Below are 4,950 nucleotides of genomic sequence, written 5' to 3' on the forward strand. Positions count from 1 at the left end.
CATTATCTTCCGCGGCCTTCAGGATCACACGGCCGACTCGATCAAATCATTGGAGGGATTTCGCATCGCCTGGATCGACGAGGCGCAGAGCCTGAGCGCGCGCAGCCTTGCGCTGCTGCGGCCGACGATCCGCGCCAAGGACTCTGAACTCTGGGCGAGCTGGAATCCGCGCCGCAAGAGCGATGCGATCGACGATTTTCTGCGCGGGCGCCGGCCCGACGGGGCCGTCGTGGTGAAAGCGAACTGGCGCGACAATCCCTGGTTTCCTGATGTGCTTGAGGAGGAGCGGTTGCTCGACCAGAAACTCTATCCGGAGCGCTACGACCACATCTGGGAGGGCGAGTATGCGCGCGCCTTCGAGGGCGCGTATTTCGCCTCACTGCTGTCGGAGGCGTGCGCACAGGGGCGGATCGGGAAAGTCGCGGCGGATCCGCTATTGCCGCTGCGTGCCTTCATCGATATCGGCGGCGCGGGCGCTGCGGCAGATGCCTTCACGATCTGGATCGTGCAGTGGGTCGAAAGCGAAATTCGCGTTCTCGATTATTACGAGAGCGTCGGCCAGGTGCTGGCGTATCACGCCAACTGGCTGCGTTCGCGCGGTTACGCCAACGCAATTCTCCATCTGCCGCATGACGGCATCGCCGCCAACAACATCACCGGCAAGCGCTATGAAGATCATTTGCGCGAGGCCGGCTTTACGGTCGAGCCGCCGGTGAAGAACCAGGGGCCGGGTGCGGCGATGATGCGGATCGAGGCGCTGCGGCGGCTCGGGCCGCAGCTCTGGTTCAACGCGGCGACCACCGAGCCCGGCCGCGAGGCGCTCGGCTTCTATCATGAGCGCAAGGACGAGACGCGCAACATCGGCCTCGGCCCCGAGCACGACTGGTCGAGCCACGCCGCCGACGCGCTGGGGCTGATGGCGGTCTGCTACGAGCAGCCGGGCAGGGTGGCCGCGTTCAACCGGCCGATCCGGTATGCCGAGCAGGGCTGGGTGTGACGGGCTCGGTTGGCACGATGTAACCTGTGGTTGACTGTGTTCTTGATATGTTCTATGACGTGCAGTCTCTACCGCTGCGTGAGTTCTACGATGTTGGTGTTCGGAATACTGGTCGACTTGATCGGATACGCGGTGGCGCGAGCCACTTTGCCGTTCCTTTCATTCGGCTGGATCTATGTCGAGCCTTTCAGCGCATCTCCGCAGTCGTTGCGGTGGCCGGGCTGTCGTCGCGATGCGAATGGAAGGATTGAACTGCGGCAAAGGCCTGCGGGTGGATCGGGTTTGGGATTTGCGTCATCGTGCTGCTCGCGACGGCGCTGGTTGTCCACGCCGCTCTCAGTCGGGCATAGCGCCGGACGTGATGCCAGATAGCGGGAGAAGGGGCGTGAAGTTCAATCGAGGCGGCCTGATCTGCGTCGGCCTTTACACGTGTTATATTCTGTTCATGCTGGCGGCGGCCTATCTCGCTCCTAACGACAAGACGCGCGGTTGTTCGTGGGGCTCAGTGGTCTTCCTGGCTGGCTCGTCGTTGCAGCGTTGCCCGAAGCCGCGATCGAGCAGCTGCCGATTGACTCCTATCTTGTCACTATTGAATCTTGTCACTATTGAAGTCGGCATCTATCTCTTGAGTTTCGCAATCGCCTATTTGTCTGGATGGGCTTTCGAGAAGATCATTCTCAGCATAGCGCCTTGGCTGAACCGTCTTGATGATCGATGGTTCGATCGCGTTCACAGGGACGATCGATAGGTCGTATTTGCACGGTCGACGGGCAGCGTGCCCTCTCGGTGAATGCGTCGCCGCCAACAAATCTCATCGTGCCATAGCCCCGCGGGGAGGGGCGCCAAATTCGGGAGCAATCAGTGCCGGGCCGACATTCGCTCACAATTCAACTCAATCCGTACGGCATGGGACATGCGGCCGTCACCCTGACCGCCCCGTCGGGGCAGACTTACGCGGGCTTCGCCGTGAAGCCAGATCCTCGCGTTTGCACGACGATCGTCGATCGCATCATGCGCGCAGCCACCAATGCGGGGAGCCACGACGACCAGGCGTGGTTCGCCCGCTGGATCCAGCCAATCATGTCGCCGCGCTGAAGCGCCTGGTGCTCAAATATCGCTGCGAACGAGTCCTGACCGGGAAGGTTCCTGATGCCAAAGATGCCAATCTCCGAACTGAAGGCGATGCTCGCCTCCGAGAAAGCCAACGCGCTCGCCGCGATGTCGGCGGCGCGGCTCGCCGAGGAGCGGGCCGACGCGATGGATTACTATCTCGGCGACATGCGCAAGGACATGCCGGCGCAGGACGGCCGCTCGCGCGCGGTGTCGACCGACGTCGCCGACACCATCGAAGGCCTGATGCCCTCATTGATGGACATCTTCGCCGGCTCCGACGAGGTCGTGCGCTTCGAACCGGTCGGTCCGGAGGACGTCGCCGCCGCGCAACAGGAGACGGACTACGTCAATCACGTCTTCATGCAGCAGAACGGTGGCTTCATGGTCCTCTATTCCTTCATCAAGGATGCGCTGCTGTCGAAGGCCGGCATCGTCAAGGTCTGGTGGGAGGAGCGGGAGGAGGAGAGCCGCGAGACCTACTACGATCTCACCGACGACCAGTTCGCGCTGCTGGCCCAGGATGTCGCGGAATCGAACGGCGCTATGAAGATCGTCGCGCATACGGTGCACGACGTCGGCGCGGCGCTGGAGAACACGGAGGCGACGAGTTGATTGAGGTGAGCACGAATGCTGAGTAGCGTCTCGTCGACCGAATGAGACGTCGGCGCCTCGGCACGCGGTGGGGACGACGTCACATCCACACGCTGTGCCAGTCGCTATTTTTTCTCGACGCGTCCGAAAATTCTGAGGAATGCGAGGCCTGAGAAAGCCGCCACGAAAGTGAGGAGCAATTTTCCGAGCGCCTCGGATCCATAAAAGACGTACCCGAAGATCCCGAAGATGCCGAGTATCAGGGAGTGTTTGAGGGCGGTTCTCAGGCAGCCCGCACTTTCTCGTTCCGGAGGTGGCGGCATTTCCAATCTCGCTGATTTTTTGTTCGAAGTCGTAACATGGGTGGAATGGAATGGCTGTCGATAATTTGCTGGTTCGCCTGATTGCAATGTTCGGAAAAGGTACGTTGTCGAACAGGCTTTCGCAATATGACCCGCCCTCTCGCGGCGATATTCTCCATGATGGTCTCGTCGGAGCGGGGAAGACTTGGGGCGGCATCCTCGGGACCGCGGCGGGAATAACCGGCGGACAGGCCGTTGGTGGACCGTATGGAGCAACGGCGGGCGCATTGGCGCTGGGACCCGCGGGGAACCTCGCAGGGGGATGGGCCGCGCATGGCGCCTATCTTCAAGGTCTGCTCATCAACGACATTCTCACGCACCCCGAGAACTGGACCGTTGATGCTGCAGGCGCGATCGTCCCGGCAATGGACGGCGGCCCACCTGAGCGAGCGTCCGGTAGTGGTCCATCCTTTGCTGGCCGTTTTGGAAATTGGACTGCGTCTCAGGCTGGCACCGCGCTCGCTCGCGGCGAAGCTGATGAGCTCGCGACGGGGGCTGCGGACTCCGTTCGGCCCGCAGGTATCCGTCGTTTGACCCGGGTACCTCCGACAGGGCGTTGACAAGAGGCGGGTGCGGCTTCGGTGAATTGTGCAGCGGGCAAAGCGATTGAGGTGCTGCCGACAATTGCAAAACCAGCAGGCCAGCGCTGACAGCCGAAAAGGTCTTTCATGGCAAAATGTCGCTCTCCGAAGTGAAGGCGATGCTCGCAGCCGAGAAGGCCATTGCACTCGCTGCGATGTCGGCCGCGCGGCTCGCCGAGGAGCGGGTCGACGCGATAGCGACCAATCGTCAGTGATGCGGCGGCGAGAAGCAGGGCTTCAAATGATGCTAGCGACACGATAGCCGCCGTCTCGTGCATCCAGCCTGGGCAGGCAGCATCGACGTCTGAGCGCATGGAGCCACGCTGTTGAGCACCACGCGAAGGTCGTTGAGATACAGCCCCGCGATGACAAGGAGGCCGCAGGCCCAGATCGCAGCGAGGACGGCTAAAGCAAAGATCATGTCGGAAGCCGCCCGGATATTGCCGGTTTAAGCATTGCCAAAAGTCGTGCGGCGGTCAACAAAGGAGATTGTGATGGCGGAAGCCTGCAACCGGGTCTTCTCCGGCGGCTGGCGATGTCTATCGCGACGCGGCACTGGCTTGCCGGTAAATGTGGAGTACATACGTTTGGCTCGCGAAGGCCGGTTCACCGAGAGGACTTCATGGCAGCTCTCTTCACGGTTCTGACGGGGATGGCCCTCATCTGGTCAATCGTCACTTACTTTCGGGTCTACAATGCAGTGCGCGAGCACCTCCCGCCTCAATTTCAAGACGATGAGAGTTCGCGTTATGCATTTTCGGTGTGGGCGCTACGGCATCCGACGCCGCTGCCTGTGCAGGCTGAGTACGTCAGATTTGTCAAAGGATCGAACGCTGCAATTCTGTGCGGCGCGCTGGCCTCGCTTTCATCCGGTCAGCCGGTCCTGATGGTCTTAGGCAGCGTGTGGCTGGCAGCTTTTCTCTACGGCGTGTTTTCCGCAATCAGGTGTTCAAGAATTTACGAGCAGAATTGCAAAAGGGCCGAGGCCCAGAATGATGGGCAGAACCAATGAGCGACAAGGGAACTTATGGCGGATTTACGGTTGGATTTCCGTCGCCGTTGGGAGGAGTGGGCTTTGGGGCCTATATCGACAATTCCGGCAGGCTTTATCCGCAGTTCTATTACGGTACTCCTCGCTTCAGTGCCTCGGCAGGATATACTAATGATCTGGGGGCTCTGCTGACAGGGCCGTCGGCATCAGGGACCATTGGGAGAGGATGGATCGGAGCGAACGTGGCGACTGTGGGCAACGAGACGGGTGTCGGGTTCGGTACGCCCGGCGTTGGCGTTACCTATGGAATTGGCC

5 protein-coding genes and 1 pseudogene are annotated in these 4,950 nt (G+C 61.0%); all 6 read left to right on the top strand.

Features of this window, described 5'->3' with window-relative positions:
- Positions 1 to 997: phage terminase large subunit (locus ACXJL8_RS33930; protein ID WP_456686363.1), on the top strand; the 997-nt coding region annotated here is incomplete at its 5' end.
- A 385-nt stretch (positions 998 to 1,382) separates the two neighbouring features.
- The gene (locus tag ACXJL8_RS33935; RefSeq protein ID WP_456686364.1) at positions 1,383 to 1,745 is read left to right on the top strand and encodes a hypothetical protein; all 363 of its coding nucleotides are present in this window, start codon (positions 1,383 to 1,385) and stop codon (positions 1,743 to 1,745) included.
- Between the two features lie 113 nt (positions 1,746 to 1,858).
- Positions 1,859 to 2,092 carry a hypothetical protein gene (locus tag ACXJL8_RS33940; RefSeq protein ID WP_456624022.1) on the top strand — a complete coding sequence of 78 codons (234 nt, stop codon included), beginning with the start codon at positions 1,859 to 1,861 and terminating at the stop codon, positions 2,090 to 2,092.
- A gap of 54 nt (positions 2,093 to 2,146) precedes the next feature.
- Positions 2,147 to 2,722, top strand: coding sequence for a portal protein (locus tag ACXJL8_RS33945; RefSeq protein ID WP_456624021.1), 576 nt, complete (start codon positions 2,147 to 2,149; stop codon positions 2,720 to 2,722).
- A gap of 1,544 nt (positions 2,723 to 4,266) precedes the next feature.
- Positions 4,267 to 4,656, top strand: coding sequence for a hypothetical protein (locus ACXJL8_RS33950; RefSeq protein WP_456624020.1), 390 nt, complete (start codon positions 4,267 to 4,269; stop codon positions 4,654 to 4,656).
- Positions 4,653 to 4,950, top strand: a pseudogene (locus ACXJL8_RS33955) (hypothetical protein); the annotation flags it as partial. The gene ACXJL8_RS33950 and the pseudogene ACXJL8_RS33955, both read left to right, overlap by 4 nt.

Source organism: Bradyrhizobium sp. P5_C11_2 (assembly GCF_054049755.1).